Raw genomic sequence first — 14,157 nt, 5'->3', positions numbered from 1 at the left:
GTGAGGCCGCCCCATCCGGGGCGGCTCTTGATTTTTATAAAGCGTCAGTTACGGCAACTGCAGCGGATAGATGGGAAGATGAAGCTCCTTGAGGGGTTTTTCAAGCTTTTGCTTGTCTCCCACCACCACGATCACCATGTCGGCCGGATTGAGCCAACGGGCGGCACTGGCCTTCAGCGCCTCGGGCGACACCGTCTTGATCAGGTTGTTCTGGGCCTGCACATAGTCCGGTTTCAGGTCATACATCACCATCTGCAGCAGGAAGCCCGCCTTCTGGCCGAGGGTCTCGTAGGAGAGGGCATCCTGCTGGGAGACCGCGCTGCGCATATAGGCCAGCTCGACCGGGGTCGGGCCGCTCTTGCGGTAGTTGTCCATCTCCTTGAGGAACTGGCGGATGGCATCCACAGTCGCATCGGCCCGCACATTGGCGCCGGTGGCGAAGGTGCCCACCTCGCGGTTGGCGGAGAAGCCCGAGCTGGCGCCATAGGTGTAACCCTTGTCTTCCCGCAGGTTGAGGTTGATGCGGCTGTTGAAGTTGCCACCCAGGTTGAAGTTCATCAGCCCGGCGGTGAAGTAATCCCCCGTGGTATCAAACGGCATGGCGCGACGGCCGATGCGGATCACCGACTGGGGCGCCCCCGGCTTGTCGACCAGATAGATGCCCGGCTTGGCCTGCTCACCCTTGAGCTTGAGATCTCCCAGGGTTGGCGTTGCCCCCTTCCACTCTGTCAGGAAGCCAAGTTGCTCCTCGATCTGCTTCTGGTCCACATCACCGACCACCACCACTTTGGCGTTGGTGGGGTTGTAGTAGGCCTGATAGAAGTGCTTCACGTCCGCCAGGGTCAGCTTGGCCACATCAGCCGCTACCCCGTCGGTAGGTTGACCGAGGCGGTTCTGCTTGCCGTAGACCAGCTCGCGGAACGCCTGTCCGGCCAGCCACTCGGGCTGCTGCTGGGCCTGTTGCATCCCTTGCAGCAGCTGCGCCTTGACCCGCTCGAAGTCAGCCTCCCGCATGCCCGGGCGCTCCAGTACCTCGCGCACCAGCGCTAGGGTCTGGGGCAACTTGTCCGCCAGCGAGCTGACGGTGATGAGGTTGTTGTACTGGGCGCTGGAGACATCAATGCTTGAGCCCAGCTTTTGCAGCTCGTCGCTCAGCTGAGCCTCGGTCAGGCGCACCGTGCCCTGCCCCATCATGGCGGCGGTCAGATTGGCCAACCCCAGTTGCCCCTTATCTTCGGCACGAATGCCGCCCGGCAGGGCGATCATGATGGAGACGGCCGGGATCTCGTCACTCTTGGTGCCAATGATCTCGATGTTCTTGTCGAGCTTGCCGTGCCAAATGGCGGGCCCCTTGACGCTCACCGCCTCGCTCGCCTTGGGCTGCACGCTGCGATCGAAATTGTCTTTTACCGGTCGTTCGGCCAGCGCTTCGTCATGCTTGCTGTAATCCGGCAGCTCGCGCTTGGCGGGGGTAAAGTTCGGGGTGGCAACCTGCCACTCGGTCTTGCCCTTGGGCACCACGCTCAGCACCACCGCAGGCTTGTCGGCGATGAACTTGTCGTAGGCCGCCTTCACCTGCTCAGGTGTCACCTTGCCGATGGCATCGAGAGTCTTGAACACATAGTTGGGATCCTGGGCAAACACCTGACCCATGGCGAGCTGGCTCACCTTGCCGGAGACGCTGTCCAGACCCCAGATGGCGGAGGCACGGTACTTGGCGATCGCCTTCTCCAGATCTTCCGGTTTGAGGCCGCGCTGGGCGAACTCGCCGATCACCTTGTCCACCTCCCCCTTGAGGGTCTTGAGGCTGCCATCCTGCGACGGATTGGGATAGGCGTAGACGGTCAGGGTACAGGCCAGCTCTTCGCAGTAGTGGGACGCCCCCACATCGATCGCCTTGCCGGTTTTCACCAGCGACTGGTAGAGCATGGAGCTGGCGGAACCGCCGAGTACGTCGGCAAACATGTCGAGCGCCGGCTCCTGCGGGTCACCAAGGGAGACAGTGGGGTAACTGATATAGAGCAGCGGCAGGTGCACCTTGTCCTGCAGCGTCACGTAGCGGGTCTCGGGCAGAGTCACCGGCTTTGGCGTCGGCTCGGCCACGTCCGGACCGCGCGGGATGGAGCCGAAGTATTTCTCGATCCACTCGAGGGCCTGCTTGCTGTCAAAGTCGCCGCCCAGGGTCAGGGTGGCGTTGTTGGGGCCATACCAGCGCAGGAAGAACTGCTTGAGGTCGTTCACATCGACCCGGTCGAGATCTTCCACGTAACCGATAGGCTGCCAGGAGTAGGGATGAGTACGCGGATAGAGCGCCTCCCCTACCTTCTCGCTCACCAGCCCGTACGGCTGGTTGTCGACTCGCTGGGCCCGTTCGTTCTTGACGGTGGCGCGCTGGATCTCGAACTTCTTCTGGCTCACCGCATCGAGCAGGAAGCCCATCCGATCCGCCTCCAGCCAGAGCACTTTTTCCAGCTGGTTGGCAGGCACAGTCTCGTAGTAGTTGGTGCGGTCCTTGTTGGTGGTGCCGTTCATGTCGCCACCGGCCTCGTTGATGATCCGCATATGCTCCTGATCACCGACGTGTTTCGAGCCCTGGAACATCATGTGCTCAAAGAAGTGGGCGAAACCGGACTTGCCGACCGTCTCGCGGGATGAACCGACGTGATAGGTCACATCGAGGTGCACCAGCGGATCGGAGCGGTCGGGGGCCAGGATCACGGTCAGGCCGTTGTCCAGCTTGTACATCTGGTAGGGGATGGCGAGCTTGCCCTCCTCCTTGCCCTGTTCGGCGATCAGGGTCGGTGCCGCCAGCACCGGCAGGGTGAAGCCCAGCAGAATCGTTAAAGGTATGACTTTGTTCACGGTAACCTCGTGAGTGACAAAAACAGGCTAGAAAATGTGACTGGCCAGCAGAAAAACCAGGGCATAACGGAACAATTTGCCGAGCCCGATCAGAATGAGAGAGCGCCAGAAGGAGAGGCGCAGCCAACCGGCCAACAGACAGAGACCATCACCGACCACCGGCGTCCAGGCAAGCAGCAGACACCAGTGACCATGTTGTTTGAGCCAGCCTAAGGCTTTTTGTTCCCCACGACCTTGAAAATCTTCCGGTTTTTTCTTGAAGGTGGCGAGCCAGCCGAGCCACCAGGTGGTCATGGATCCGAGGGTATTGCCCAGCGTCGCCCACAGCAGCAGGCTCGCCATGCTCCACTCTCCCTTGGCCGCCATGGCCCCCAGCAGCACTTCGGAGCTACCGGGCAGCAGGGTGGCGGAGGTGAATGCGCTTAAAAAGAGCCACCCCAGCCCCATATCCATCATCTCGCTCATCCGGGATAACCGTCGGCGGCGGGCATGCGCAGCAGCAGCTTGCCGCGCACATGGCCCCCTTCGATAGCCTGATGGGCCAGCGCCCCCTCAGCCAGAGCGAACTCACCGGCGAGGGTGACCTTCACCTCCCCCTGACGCAGCAGCATCAACATCTGACCCAGCTGCTTCTGGTCGGGGTGAACCAGCATGCCGACCACCTCGATACCCGCCGCAGCCCCTGCATCCTTGATCTGCTGGGCGGTAATGGTGGGCACCGTCACCAGACGGCCACCCGGCTTGACACAGGCCAACGCCGCCTTGCCGCTCTCACCGCCCACCAGATCCAGCACCAGATCGATCTGGCCGGCCTCTGTCACCACCCGTGCAGGCCAGTTCGCGTCGTGGTAATCCACCATCCAGCGCGCCCCCAGAGCATGCAGGAAGCCATGGTTGTCGGGGCTGGCGGTAGCCACCACCTCGGCGCCATAGGCGCTGGCAAACTGCACCGCAAGATGGCCGACCCCACCGGCCCCGGCGAGGATCAAGACCCGCTGACCGCTCTGGAGGCCGCCGTGCTCAAGCAGCCCCTGCCAGGCGGTGAGACCGGCCAGCGGCAGCGCCGCCCCCTGCTGAAGGCTCACCCCGTCGAGCTTGGCCAGCTCGCTCTCGCTTGCCACCACAGACTCCCCGTAGCCACCGGCAGTGAGGGGAAACCCAACCATACCGCACACTCGATCCCCCTCGACCAGCGAGGTCACACCGGGGCCTACCTTCTCCACCACGCCGGAGATGTCATAACCCGGTGTCCAGGGCAACTTGTCCTTGTTCTGGGCCGCCGCCCAGCCAAGACCGGCGCGGGTTTTGGCATCGATGGGATTGACCCCCGCAAAGCAGATGCGTACCCGCACTTCGCCGTCGGCTGGCACCTTATCGAGGGAAGGGTTGAGCTTGAGTACCGAGGGGTCACCGAATGCGGTAATCTGTAGTTGCGTCATTGCACAATCCATCCTGTTGATTGATCAAGGGTCAACAGAATAACAGCGAGGACACCATGGCTCGAATGTTTCTTATTCCTCTGTTGCTGGCACTGGGGTGGTGGGCGTTTCTGCTCTACTTCCGCATCCCGCTCAAACAGGGGGCCAAGGGGTTTTACTGGATCATCGGCATCGGTGGCGGACTGGCCGCCTTCCTCAGCCTGATGATGGTGCTGACTCACTGAGTGCTATCGCCACTCGATAACGAAAAAGGCCACCGCGTTCCGGTGGCCTTCTCACTATCCGTGTCCCGTCCTGAATATGGTTTACACCTTTCCCCCCCAATAAATGGAGAACCCGATGGGACAAGGTGTGAAACGGACACAGCGCGATTACTCGCTGACTTTTAAACTGGCACTGGTCGAGCAGATTGAAAAAGGCGAGCTCACCTACAAAAAGGCTCAGGTGCGTTATGGCATTCAGGGCCGCTCCACCGTTCTGGTATGGTTGCGTAAACATGGTCGGCAAGATTGGAGCCAGGGGGGCTTCTGTACGTGCCGGCAGGAGCATCACCATGCCTGACCCCGACAACCAGACGCCAGAACAGCGCATCAAGGAACTCGAGCAGCAGCTGGCCCTGATGAGCCAGAAGGCCCAGTTCTTTGAGGCCGTCGTCGATGTACTGAAGAATGACTACGGCGTCTCCATCGTAAAAAAGCGACCCGGCAAGTCCTCTCGCAGCGGCAAGTCGAGAGGCTGACCATCGTCAGGGCTTGCCTGTTTCAGGGGATAAGCCGGCAGGCTTACTACAAGCGCAATCGGGTCGCCGACGAGCGCCATGCACAGGGATTGCAGGTGGTGCGTTTTGTGCGTCAGGTTCGACTGCGACAACCTCGGGTGGGCACCCGCAAGCTGCATTATCTGCTGCAGGGTCAGGATGATGGCGGGCTCAAGGTCGGGCGGGACAGGCTGTTTCGGATATTGGCCGAGCACCGCCTGCTGGTGCCACCCAGACGGGCGTATCACAAGACCACCCACAGTTTTCACCGTTTCTACCGTCATCCCAACTTGCTCAAGTCGGGACCAGAGCAGGTCACACCGGTGGCCCCGGTGCAGGTCTGGGTCGCTGATATCACCTATCTGCCAGCCAGGAGCGGGCCACTGTACCTGAGCCTGGTGACGGATGCGTACTCACGCAAGATAGTGGGCCATCACGTGCACGAAGGAATGCATGCCGAGTCGGTAGCGATGGCGTTCAGGAAAGCCCTGAAGCAACGGTGTGGCAGCGGGGAGCTAATCCATCACTCAGACCGCGGCGTGCAGTATTGCTCGGGGCTGTATCAGTCATTGCATGAACGGTACGGGGTGAGATGTTCGATGACGGATGGGTATGACTGTTATCAGAATGCGTTGGCGGAGCGGGTGAACGGGATTTTGAAAGGAGAGTTGTTGTTGCAAAGCCCGCAGGATTTGACGCAAGCGCGGGAGATGGTGCGTGAAGCGGTGGATATTTACAACGTGGAGCGGCCGCATCATGCGTTGAAATACAGAACCCCCGATGCGGTACATAGGGGGTTCTGAGTAGATAAATGCTAGTTGAAAATGTGTAAACCTATTTCAGGACTAGACACCGGCTTGCTGCTCCAGCGCCGGATTTAGGTAGTAGTGGCGATTGCTCCCCTGCCCCAGCACCCCTTGCGACAGCAGATGGTGGAACACCCGATCCACCTCCTCCAGCGAGAGTGACAGCGCCTGCGCCACCGAGCGCTTGCTGCACTTGAGCTCACCACTCATCAGCGCTCCGCGCACCTGCTCCAGCACTTCGGGGGCGGGCTCGGGGGGCATGATGGGCTCGGGCTGTGCCGCCATCGCCAACGCTTCCTGCGCCTCTCTGCGAGCTTGGTCCTGCTGCCCACGCCACATCCGGCGAAAGCGGTTCTCCTCGCCGATCAGACTGACGAAAAAGGCACCGAACACGTCGAGCAGCACCGAGAGGAAGCAGACCAGCAGGAACTGCACCTGACTGATGCTCATCCCCACCCCGTCCGCCAAACTGCTCATCAGCCCCAGCATGGAGGATTGTTCGTTGACCGGCTTGGCATCGCGCTGCTGGCGCAGCTCATCCTGCTGCAAGCGCAGCTTGGTGTTGGCATGCTGCAACGAGGAGACGCCGCTGGAAATGCGCTCCAGCTCGATATATTTGCGGGCCGCCTCCTCGTTGAGCTGGATCTGCCGCTCGATGCTGGCGATCTGCTCGTCGAAACGGGCAAGCTCCCGCTCGTGGCGCGCCTGCTGGCTCAGTACCGTGTTGGTGGCACTGTTGATGCCACCAATACTGCCGCCGATGGAGATGGCCGCCAGCACGCTGTAAAACAGCAACGACCAGAAAGCGCCACTCAAATCCCGCCGCGCCTTGCGCTCGCCGTACTCGTACCAGACGTAAAACTTGCCCAGCTCAAAGATGATGGCCAAGCCGCCGAACAGCCACTTCATCAGCGGGTTGTCATCGATGGAGAGGAACAGCAGCAGGGAGAAGATAATGGAAGCCAGAATGGCCAACCCGGTGAAACTGTATACCGTCGTCAGAGCAAACCACCCCTTGGGGTAGCGCAATGTGGAGGAGTCCTGTGTGGTCATGATGAAGGGGTGTGCTGTGCAGGAAAAGTTGGCTGCCGATTATAGTCTCCAGACTCGCCCAGAGAAGGGCAAATGACTGAATTCCTTCAGATTGGCAATCAGCTGCCCAGAGTGCGACCAAAACGGACAAATCGGCAGCAGAAAAGCGATACAATCCCTCCCTGACTTGATCATGTGGTGAGATGGGGAACAGTTCCGCCCGGGTTCAGCTCCGGTCTGTACACTCATCCACCGTTGCAATTATCCGAGGCCATCATGAACAGTAAGACCACTTTGCTACTCTCCCTTCTTCTGGTTACCGGCAACGCCGCAGCGACCCAGCAATATCAAGAGAGCAGTGGCTCCGAATTTTCCGTCGATGAGCTTAAATTCAATCTGGACTGGGATGATAAACAGTTCGGCTGGACCCAGAACGACTGCCTCACTCTGGATATCGGGGAGACCTCCTCCGTCGACTGCAAGGCGGTCAAATTCAATCTGGAAGATGAAGAGAATCGCAACCAGCCACCGAAAACCAACCAGCTCCCAGCCAACTCGCAGAGCGACCAGTAACAACAGGAGTACCCTTGCGATGACCCAAGCTAAACACAACCCCGTTATCCGGCGCGGCGCCCTGCTGCTTTCCCTGCTCATGGCGCACGGCATCGCGGTTGCGGCACCGCCAAGCAAAAATAGCGATGGCATCAAGATCTCCGGTGATGACATCAAGATCAATCTCGACTGGGATGACAAGGAGTACGACTGGTGGCAGGACAACTGTCTGGATCTTGGCATTGGCGACAGCCGGATCAAACTCAACTGCGACAAGATGGATGGCAAGTACCGGGATCACTACAACCGCAGCATCCACAGCGGCAATAACCCGGGACAAGGTCACGACAAACAGAAGGATAAAAACAAGGGTAACGGCAAGAAAAACTGACTGCCGCCTTTGCTTATGCAGCAGGGGCCTTGCGCCCCTGTGCTGATTGTTTTACCAATAATTCTCCGCACTGATATTGCCAGGCGCCCGCCGCAGATTCTTGGCCAACCCCTGCGCCAGCAAGGTCTGCTGGGTCTCTTTCACCATCTCCGGATTGCCGCAGATCAGCACCTGACTCAGCTCGGGTGAGAACTCCAACCCCACTCGATCCTGCAGCTGACCATTGGCAATCGCCGCCGGGATCCGCCCTGCCATTGCATCGGGCCAGGGCTCGCGACTGACAAAGGGGACATAGCGGAAGCGCTCGCCATATTGCTCGGCAAAGCTCGCAATCAAATCCTGATAACTCAGCTCCTCGCCTTTACGTACCCCGTGCACCAGCACCAGATTGTCGAAGCGGTTGAAGGCTTCCCCATCGGCCAGCATGGAGAGGAAGGGGCCGATAGCAGTACCGGTCGAGAGCAGCCAGAGATCGCGCCCGGCGGGCACCTCATCCAGCGTCAGAAAGCCGGTGGCCTGGGATTGCACCAGCAAGGTATCGCCCGCTTGCAGCGAGCCGAGCGAGGGAGTCAGCTCACCGCTCGGGATCTCGACCAGATAGAACTCGTGGTATGGCGCAGAGGGGGGATTGACGAAGGAGTAGGCGCGCTGAATGCGGCGATCGCCCTGCTCGAGGGCCAGCTTGGTGAATTGGCCTGCCTTGTAAGGGGCCAGCTCGGCCGCTACCCGCAGGGAGAACAGGGTGGGTGTCCATTCGATGCGTTCGATGACGCGACCTTCTACCCAAGCCATAGGGATCTCCTCCAGTGGAACAGACCTTCACTCTACCCCCGGGCCGGAAAATAAAAAACCCGCGCAAGTGCGCGGGTTTTCTCTGCAAAAGCGAATCGCTATTACAGGGCAACAACCTGGATCTGTACGGTTGCTTTAACGTCAGCGTGCAGCTGAACAGCAACTTCGTAGTCACCGGTGTTACGCAGAACGTTGCCCATGCGGACTTCGCTCTTGGCAACGGCTACGCCGGCAGCAGTGATGGCTTCAGCCACGTCACGGGTACCGATGGAACCGAACAGCTTGCCTTCGTCACCAGACTTGGAAGCGATAACCACGGTAGCCAGTTCGGCCAGCTTGGCAGCACGCTCTTCAGCAGCAGCTTTGTTGGCAGCCAGTTTGGCTTCCAGCTCAGCGCGACGAGCACCGAAAGCTTCGATGTTGGCCTTGGTGGCCATAACAGCTTTGCCTTGCGGGATCAGGTAGTTACGGGCATAACCAGATTTCACGGAAACTTGGTCACCCAGACCGCCCAGTTTGGCGATTTTGTCGAGCAGGATAACTTGCATTACCTTTCCTCTATAAATTTCGTTGAGTTAGGCTTAAGTGCCGGGCCGATTCTTACTTGTTGTGCAGATCGGTGTACGGCAGCAGAGCCAGGTAACGAGCACGCTTGATGGCGCGTGCCAGCTGACGCTGATACTTGGCGCGGGTACCGGTGATACGGCTCGGTACGATCTTGCCAGATTCAGTGATGTAGTTTTTCAGAGTAACGATATCTTTGTAGTCGATCTCGGTAACGTTCTCGGCGGTGAAGCGGCAGAACTTACGACGACGGAAATAACGTGCCATGGCCTTTATCCTCTAGTCAGTGATCCAGAATTACTCTTCGGAAGCAGCTTCAGTAGCTTCTTCGCGGCGCTCGTCGTCACGACGGGTGAAGCGCTCTTCTTTGGCCTTGGCCATCGGAGAAACTTCAGTCACGGCGTGCTTGGTGCGCATGATCATGTTGCGGATAACGGCATCGTTGAAGCGGAAGTTGGTTTCCAGCTCATCGATAACGGCTTGCTCTGCTTCTACGTTCATCAGAACGTAGTGGGCTTTGTGCAGTTTGTCGATCGGGTAAGCCAGCTGACGACGGCCCCAATCTTCCAGGCGATGAATGGTACCACCGGAGGTGGTGATGGCGCCGGTGTAACGCTCGATCATGCCGGGAACTTGCTCGCTCTGGTCCGGATGAACCATGAAGACGATTTCGTAATGACGCATTTTAGCTCCTTACGGATTAATTCAGCCTCCGCCCAGGTGCAGCCAGACCTCGGAGGCAAGGAACATAAAGGTGTTTAGTCGCTGCTTTTCTAGGGCGGCGTATTGTACGAAATCACATCCCTCACTGCAACTGACTGCCTTAAATGTTTTTCCCGATGGAAATCATCAGAAACAACAATTGATAATGATTATCACTTAGATCTATTCTCTCTCCATATCCTTATGGAGGGTGATGCCATGCAACCCGCACTGACAACTACGATTCCAGCCCGCAAATTCAAACTAACCCTGCTCGGGCCAGCCTTTATCGCCGCCATCGGCTATATCGACCCGGGCAACTTCGCCACCAATATTCAGGCGGGCTCTACCTTTGGCTACCAGTTGCTCTGGGTGGTGGTATGGGCCAACCTGATGGCCATGGTGGTGCAGACCCTCTCGGCCAAGCTCGGCATCGTCACCGGCAAGAATCTGGCGGAACATATCCGTGACCGACTGCCAAAACCGGCGGTCTGGGCCTACTGGGTGCAGGCAGAGATCATCGCCATGGCCACCGATCTGGCCGAATTTATCGGCGCCGCCGTCGGCTTCAAGCTGCTGCTTGGCGTGACCTTGCTTGAAGGAGCCTGTATCACCGCCGTGGTCACCTGGGGGATCCTGATGCTGCAATCCCGCGGCCAGAAACCGCTGGAGTTCGTGGTGGGCGGCCTGCTGCTGTTCGTGGCGGCGGCCTACATCGTCGAGCTGATCTTCTCCCGCCCCCATCTGCCCAGCCTGCTGGAGGGCGCCCTCTTCCCCGGTCTGCCCAACAGCGATGCCGTCTATCTGGCCGCCGGTGTGCTCGGTGCCACCGTGATGCCCCATGTTATCTACCTGCACTCGGCGCTGACCCAGCACACCCAGGATCAGGGCTCGGTCAGCCAGCGGCTGCACACCACCCGGGTCGATGTGGCGATTGCCATGACCATCGCCGGCTTCGTCAATCTGGCCATGATGGCCATGGCGGCGGCCGCCTTCCACAGCTCCGGCAACCAGCAAGTAGCCGAGCTGGAGTCGGCCTACCAGACCCTCACCCCGCTGCTGGGTCAGGCGGCCGCGACTCTGTTCGGCCTCTCGCTGGTCGCCTCCGGCATCAGCTCTACCGTGGTGGGCACGCTGGCCGGCCAAGTGGTGATGCAGGGCTTCGTGCGCTTCACCATCCCGCTCTGGCTGCGCCGCGCCATCACCATGGCCCCTGCCTTCGTGGTAATCGCCATGGGCCTCAACACCACCGAGATCCTGGTGCTGAGCCAGGTGGTGCTGAGCTTCGGCATCGCGCTGGCGCTCATCCCGCTGCTGATATTGACCGGCGATCGCGCCCTGATGGGGGAGTATCGCAACCACCCGGTGACCCAGGCGGTCGGCCGCCTCATCGTCGCCCTGGTGATCGGGCTCAACGCCTACCTGCTGGTCGCCATGATCTAGCGAACCGTCAAACCGAGAAGAGGGGCTCATTAACTCTGGTTAATGAGCCTCTTCGCACTTTGGCGTATGCTGCCGCTTTCTTTTCTCATTTATCGTTGCGGGAGCCTTGCCATGGAACATACCCGAGTCAGCTTCGTGCTGGGCCATCATCAGGAGCAAGCCAGCGTGGTCTGCTGTCAGCGTGGCGACACCACACTGCTGGTCACCGACCTCACCCCCTTTCATCCCCAGAGCCACCTCTGGCCCGATCAGCCGGGGGATGTGGGCCATGCTCGCTGGGAAGGGGGCGAAGCCGCCATTGGCCCTTGCCGGATGGGGGCTATCAGCCCGGATGGCAAGCTGTTTGTCGATACTGCGATTCCGGTCAAGCGGGGCGCAGAGGGGTGGCGTTTCGTGGTGGTCCATCCGCTGACCGGTGACCATGAGCTGGCCGTTGGCAGCCAGGTCGAATTACAAGTAGATAGCGCTGCCCGCCACGCCCTGAGTCTGGGCCATAGCGGCTGCCATCTGGCCGCGCTGGCGCTCAATCGAGTACTGACTCCCTACTGGCGCAAGGAGGTAAGCGAGCGCGATGCACTGGGCCAGCCCGACTTCGATCGTCTTGCTATTCAAAGCTCGCGGGTCGAGCCTTGCGGATCGTGGGAGCAGTACCGAATCGGCAAGAGCCTGCGCAAGAAAGGAGTCAACAGCGAGGCGCTGCTGGCAGATCTGGCGCTGATTGAAGAGAAAGTCAACCAACAACTGGCCGACTGGGTAGCAAGCGGAGCTGACATTCGCCGAAGCCGGGCCGGCGAGGCGATCATCGACTCCCGTTACTGGCACTGCTCGCTGGAAGGCCAGGAGGTCACCATCCCCTGTGGCGGCACCCATGTTGCCTCGCTCGCCGAGTTGGGAGAGGTCAAGGTAGAGCTCACTCAAGTGGAAGAGGGCTTTGCCATGCTGACCCGGGTCACGCCAACCGGCGCCTGAGTCGCAGACTTGACCACTCAGGGCTCACGCCCAAGTTGGCAATAGAGACGTATCGCAAATGAGGGGGCATCATCATGCCCCTCAACGCCCGTCATGACGGGCCGATGCTTCTCTTTTAACCACTCCCTGATTAGAATGCGCCTCCCACAGGAGGCACATCCCCATGAGTAGTACCCAACTACGCACCACCCCCGATCGACTTCGTTATCTGGTTCTCTACGAAGGCATCGGGCTGGCACTGGTCGCACCGCTGATCAGCCAGTTGTTCGGTCAGGGCGTCGCCGAGGTCGGTTCACTGGCCATCTTCTTCTCCATCGTCGCCACCGCCTGGACCTACGGCTGGAACCTGTTGTTCGACAAGGGGTTGCTCAAACTTTGCGGACGCACTAACAAGCGACCACTGGACCGCTTCCTGCACGCGTTTGGCTATGAGGCGAGCTTTATGATGCTCTCCCTCCCCTGCGTCATGTTCTGGCTCGATTTGGGAGTGTGGGACGCCCTGATGCTGGATCTCGGCTTCGTCGCCTTCTACCTCGTCTACATCATGGTCTTTACCTGGGCCTATGAGCGGATCTGGCCGCTGCCATCCAACCCGCAAACGGCATAAGGCCTCAGCCGCAACGAGGCCGACAAAAGGAAAAGTCAGGAAGGATGGGAGAATCCCATAAAAACAATGCCAGTCAGCAAGCTGACTGGCATTGGACAAAACAGACTTTCGGACTTACTTGACGGCGTCTTTCAGAGCCTTGCCAGCCACGAATGAAGGCACGTTGGCAGCAGCAATCTGGATCTCTTTACCAGTTTGCGGGTTACGACCGGTGCGGCCTGCGCGGTGGGTGACCTTGAAGGTGCCAAAACCGACCAGTTGCACAGCATCGCCTTCTTTCAAGCTCTGGGTAATACCATTGATGATCTCTTCCAGAGCCACTTTGGCCTGAGCTTTGCTCAGATCTGCTTTGGCGGCAATCGCATCGACAAGTTGAGCTTTGTTCATAACATTTCCTTTATGATCGGGCATTTAGCGCTGGGTCACTCTATGCAAAAAAAAACGCACAGGCAAAGCCTTTATCGAGCCGAACGCGTCAAACGCTGGGGTTTTCATCAAGATCTGCGGAAATAGTCACATTCCACACGCGAAAAACCGTGAGCAGGCCTGAAACCTGCTAGCACGCAGACACAATCCGCTGACTATTTCTTCGCCACTTAACATTATCCCCCCATGGCTATTGACGCTTGCCCAGATTTTCCCTAGTTATAGGTTGTGTCACTGCTCAAACGGCTCGGAATACCGAACAATCGGCCAGCCTTTGCCCCACGGAGGGATAGGGATTATGTTGACGAAACTGGAACAGACCAAGCAGGCGCTGGCAGGCAAGCATAAAGCTATCGACGACTGGCTGGATGCAAGGCAAGCGTTGCTGGTTGGATACATGCAGCTGGCAGGCCTTACTCCGGCGCGGACCAAGCAACGCAGCCTGCCCAAAACAGAAGAGCTGCATCAGTTTTGCGACCGTCTAGTCGACTATGTCAGCGCGGGCCATTTCGAGATCTACCACCACGTCGTCACCGCCTTCGAGCAAGCCAGCGGCGAAACACTGGAGCTGGCCAAGCGCATTTATCCCCATATTCGTGCCACTACCGAGTTTGCCCTCGAATTCAACGACAAATACAGTGATGCCGACGAGGCCCAACTGCTACTGCTCGATGATGACCTCAACGAATTGGGCCCGGTACTGGAGGATCGCTTCAAACAGGAAGATCGCCTGGTCAAGGCACTCCATGTGGTGGAGTTCCTCAGTGCCCAGCAAGCCTGATTGCTATTTTCGGAGCAAGTTCAAGATACTGGCA

At 59.1% G+C, this 14,157-nt stretch carries 16 protein-coding genes and 1 pseudogene; 8 read left to right on the top strand and 9 right to left on the bottom strand.

Features of this window, described 5'->3' with window-relative positions; genetic code table 11:
- Window positions 1–48: 48 nt before the first annotated feature.
- From I6L44_RS19975 to I6L44_RS19965, 3 genes are read right to left on the bottom strand one after another with little or no spacing between them, the layout of a single operon-like run.
- Window positions 49–2,862 (bottom strand): pitrilysin family protein, encoded by a 2,814-nt coding sequence (locus I6L44_RS19975; protein WP_216952879.1) that lies wholly within the window; start codon window positions 2,860–2,862, stop codon window positions 49–51.
- Between the two features lie 27 nt (window positions 2,863–2,889).
- Window positions 2,890–3,327: a YqaA family protein gene (locus I6L44_RS19970; protein ID WP_058058683.1), complete on the bottom strand. Its 438-nt coding sequence runs from the start codon at window positions 3,325–3,327 to the stop codon at window positions 2,890–2,892.
- On the bottom strand, window positions 3,324–4,301 hold the full coding sequence (locus tag I6L44_RS19965; RefSeq protein WP_216952878.1) for an NADP-dependent oxidoreductase: 978 nt from the start codon (window positions 4,299–4,301) through the stop codon (window positions 3,324–3,326). The genes I6L44_RS19970 and I6L44_RS19965 overlap by 4 nt, the downstream gene beginning before the upstream one ends.
- 56 nt (window positions 4,302–4,357) lie before the next feature.
- On the opposite strand from I6L44_RS19965, the gene I6L44_RS19960 reads away from it, so the two are divergent.
- Together I6L44_RS19960 and I6L44_RS19955 are read left to right on the top strand one after the other, a co-directional pair.
- Window positions 4,358–4,525 carry a hypothetical protein gene (locus tag I6L44_RS19960; RefSeq protein WP_005308905.1) on the top strand — a complete coding sequence of 56 codons (168 nt, stop codon included), beginning with the start codon at window positions 4,358–4,360 and terminating at the stop codon, window positions 4,523–4,525.
- A 115-nt stretch (window positions 4,526–4,640) separates the two neighbouring features.
- Window positions 4,641–5,861 (top strand): annotated as a pseudogene (locus tag I6L44_RS19955) (IS3 family transposase).
- Window positions 5,862–5,903: 42 nt separating this feature from the next.
- Here the strand turns inward: I6L44_RS19955 and I6L44_RS19950 are convergent.
- Window positions 5,904–6,917, bottom strand: coding sequence for a Preprotein translocase subunit SecY (locus I6L44_RS19950; RefSeq protein WP_216952877.1), 1,014 nt, complete (start codon window positions 6,915–6,917; stop codon window positions 5,904–5,906).
- A gap of 255 nt (window positions 6,918–7,172) precedes the next feature.
- On the opposite strand from I6L44_RS19950, the gene I6L44_RS19945 reads away from it, so the two are divergent.
- Window positions 7,173–7,469 (top strand): hypothetical protein, encoded by a 297-nt coding sequence (locus I6L44_RS19945; RefSeq protein ID WP_216952876.1) that lies wholly within the window; start codon window positions 7,173–7,175, stop codon window positions 7,467–7,469.
- 19 nt (window positions 7,470–7,488) lie between these two features.
- Window positions 7,489–7,839 (top strand): hypothetical protein, encoded by a 351-nt coding sequence (locus I6L44_RS19940; protein ID WP_042053367.1) that lies wholly within the window; start codon window positions 7,489–7,491, stop codon window positions 7,837–7,839.
- 51 nt (window positions 7,840–7,890) lie between these two features.
- Here the strand turns inward: I6L44_RS19940 and I6L44_RS19935 are convergent, their stop codons facing one another.
- From I6L44_RS19935 to rpsF, 4 genes are all read right to left on the bottom strand, one after another.
- Window positions 7,891–8,631, bottom strand: coding sequence for a ferredoxin--NADP reductase (locus I6L44_RS19935; RefSeq protein WP_216952875.1), 741 nt, complete (start codon window positions 8,629–8,631; stop codon window positions 7,891–7,893).
- Window positions 8,632–8,732: 101 nt separating this feature from the next.
- Window positions 8,733–9,179 (bottom strand): 50S ribosomal protein L9, encoded by a 447-nt coding sequence (rplI, locus tag I6L44_RS19930; protein ID WP_005340490.1) that lies wholly within the window; start codon window positions 9,177–9,179, stop codon window positions 8,733–8,735.
- A gap of 52 nt (window positions 9,180–9,231) precedes the next feature.
- Window positions 9,232–9,462 (bottom strand): 30S ribosomal protein S18, encoded by a 231-nt coding sequence (rpsR, locus tag I6L44_RS19925; RefSeq protein WP_005308890.1) that lies wholly within the window; start codon window positions 9,460–9,462, stop codon window positions 9,232–9,234.
- Between the two features lie 30 nt (window positions 9,463–9,492).
- On the bottom strand, window positions 9,493–9,879 hold the full coding sequence (gene rpsF / locus I6L44_RS19920; RefSeq protein ID WP_005308887.1) for a 30S ribosomal protein S6: 387 nt from the start codon (window positions 9,877–9,879) through the stop codon (window positions 9,493–9,495).
- A gap of 237 nt (window positions 9,880–10,116) precedes the next feature.
- Between rpsF and I6L44_RS19915 the strand changes: the two genes are divergently transcribed.
- The 3 genes from I6L44_RS19915 (at window position 10,117) to I6L44_RS19905 (ending at window position 12,916) form a co-directional block, all read left to right on the top strand.
- Window positions 10,117–11,340 carry an Nramp family divalent metal transporter gene (locus I6L44_RS19915; RefSeq protein WP_216952874.1) on the top strand — a complete coding sequence of 408 codons (1,224 nt, stop codon included), beginning with the start codon at window positions 10,117–10,119 and terminating at the stop codon, window positions 11,338–11,340.
- 111 nt (window positions 11,341–11,451) lie between these two features.
- Complete coding sequence (locus tag I6L44_RS19910) at window positions 11,452–12,309, top strand: hypothetical protein (RefSeq protein ID WP_216952873.1); 858 nt, start codon at window positions 11,452–11,454, stop codon at window positions 12,307–12,309.
- A 163-nt stretch (window positions 12,310–12,472) separates the two neighbouring features.
- Window positions 12,473–12,916 (top strand): PACE efflux transporter, encoded by a 444-nt coding sequence (locus I6L44_RS19905; RefSeq protein WP_005358045.1) that lies wholly within the window; start codon window positions 12,473–12,475, stop codon window positions 12,914–12,916.
- A gap of 114 nt (window positions 12,917–13,030) precedes the next feature.
- Here I6L44_RS19905 and hupA read toward each other — a convergent pair whose 3' ends face one another.
- Window positions 13,031–13,303 (bottom strand): nucleoid-associated protein HU-alpha, encoded by a 273-nt coding sequence (gene hupA, locus I6L44_RS19900; protein WP_005340484.1) that lies wholly within the window; start codon window positions 13,301–13,303, stop codon window positions 13,031–13,033.
- A gap of 337 nt (window positions 13,304–13,640) precedes the next feature.
- Here hupA and rsd point away from each other — a divergent pair, with 337 nt between their 5' ends.
- Window positions 13,641–14,123 carry a sigma D regulator gene (gene rsd, locus I6L44_RS19895; protein ID WP_216952872.1) on the top strand — a complete coding sequence of 161 codons (483 nt, stop codon included), beginning with the start codon at window positions 13,641–13,643 and terminating at the stop codon, window positions 14,121–14,123.
- The last annotated feature ends 34 nt before the right edge of the window (window positions 14,124–14,157 follow it).

Source organism: Aeromonas sp. FDAARGOS 1414 (assembly GCF_019047065.1).
Taxonomy (GTDB): Bacteria; Pseudomonadota; Gammaproteobacteria; order Enterobacterales; family Aeromonadaceae; genus Aeromonas; species Aeromonas veronii_A.
This window is presented reverse-complemented; position numbering and strand designations above follow the sequence as displayed.

Coding starts and splice junctions, on each gene's coding strand:
- I6L44_RS19915 (WP_216952874.1), top strand. CDS start 10,117: ATGCAACCCGCACTGACAACTACGATTCCAGCCCGCAAATTCAAACTA.
- rpsR (WP_005308890.1), bottom strand. CDS start 9,462: ATGGCACGTTATTTCCGTCGTCGTAAGTTCTGCCGCTTCACCGCCGAG.
- I6L44_RS19960 (WP_005308905.1), top strand. CDS start 4,358: ATGGCTCGAATGTTTCTTATTCCTCTGTTGCTGGCACTGGGGTGGTGG.
- I6L44_RS19945 (WP_216952876.1), top strand. CDS start 7,173: ATGAACAGTAAGACCACTTTGCTACTCTCCCTTCTTCTGGTTACCGGC.
- rpsF (WP_005308887.1), bottom strand. CDS start 9,879: ATGCGTCATTACGAAATCGTCTTCATGGTTCATCCGGACCAGAGCGAG.
- I6L44_RS19950 (WP_216952877.1), bottom strand. CDS start 6,917: ATGACCACACAGGACTCCTCCACATTGCGCTACCCCAAGGGGTGGTTT.
- I6L44_RS19965 (WP_216952878.1), bottom strand. CDS start 4,301: ATGACGCAACTACAGATTACCGCATTCGGTGACCCCTCGGTACTCAAG.
- I6L44_RS19970 (WP_058058683.1), bottom strand. CDS start 3,327: ATGAGCGAGATGATGGATATGGGGCTGGGGTGGCTCTTTTTAAGCGCA.
- I6L44_RS19940 (WP_042053367.1), top strand. CDS start 7,489: ATGACCCAAGCTAAACACAACCCCGTTATCCGGCGCGGCGCCCTGCTG.
- I6L44_RS19935 (WP_216952875.1), bottom strand. CDS start 8,631: ATGGCTTGGGTAGAAGGTCGCGTCATCGAACGCATCGAATGGACACCC.
- I6L44_RS19910 (WP_216952873.1), top strand. CDS start 11,452: ATGGAACATACCCGAGTCAGCTTCGTGCTGGGCCATCATCAGGAGCAA.
- rsd (WP_216952872.1), top strand. CDS start 13,641: ATGTTGACGAAACTGGAACAGACCAAGCAGGCGCTGGCAGGCAAGCAT.
- hupA (WP_005340484.1), bottom strand. CDS start 13,303: ATGAACAAAGCTCAACTTGTCGATGCGATTGCCGCCAAAGCAGATCTG.
- I6L44_RS19905 (WP_005358045.1), top strand. CDS start 12,473: ATGAGTAGTACCCAACTACGCACCACCCCCGATCGACTTCGTTATCTG.
- rplI (WP_005340490.1), bottom strand. CDS start 9,179: ATGCAAGTTATCCTGCTCGACAAAATCGCCAAACTGGGCGGTCTGGGT.